The sequence below is a fragment of the Lachnotalea sp. AF33-28 genome, assembly GCF_003477885.1.
In the GTDB taxonomy this organism is placed as follows: domain Bacteria; phylum Bacillota; class Clostridia; order Lachnospirales; family Lachnospiraceae; genus AF33-28.
Genome location: NZ_QUEE01000044.1, coordinates 1 through 514 on the forward strand (window position 1 = coordinate 1; position 514 = coordinate 514).

1 protein-coding gene is annotated in these 514 nt (G+C 49.6%); it reads right to left on the minus strand.

Translation table 11 applies throughout. The annotated features are described in order from the left end of the window. Positions 1 to 514, minus strand: a 514-nt coding sequence (locus tag DWZ56_RS22590; protein WP_147369468.1) for a DUF4143 domain-containing protein, incomplete at both ends; no start/stop codon positions are given.

The window sequence follows — 514 nt, forward strand, 5'->3', positions numbered from 1 at the left end:
CATGAACAGAGGAATGTTCAGCACATCATCATCCAGTTTCATATTATCCAGGGAGAAGCGTACACGGAGCTTGACCTTATCTGGGAACAGTTCCTTGAATTTCTTGAGGCTCTTGCTGGATGTATGAGCTTCGGATTTGACTTCAACAGGAAAAATATCATTCTCTCGCTGGATCAGGAAATCAACCTCATACGGAGGGTTGGTTTGTGTCCAGTAGCGAGGAATTACTTCAAATTGTGTAACCAAAGTCTGCAGCACAAAGTTCTCGGTCAATGCGCCCTTGAACTCGGTGAACAGGCGGTTACCCTCACCGAAAGCAGTAGGTGCCAACTGTGCCAGACGGCGGATCAGTCCAACGTCCACCAGATAAATCTTAAAGGCAGACAGGTCATCGTAAGCAGCCACAGGAAGGCCGGGAGCAGAGCTGCGGTAGATTTTATGCACCAGTCGAGCATCTACCAGCCACTGCAGCGCATCCTCGTATTCACGGGCTCTGGCCCCTTCTTTGACAACC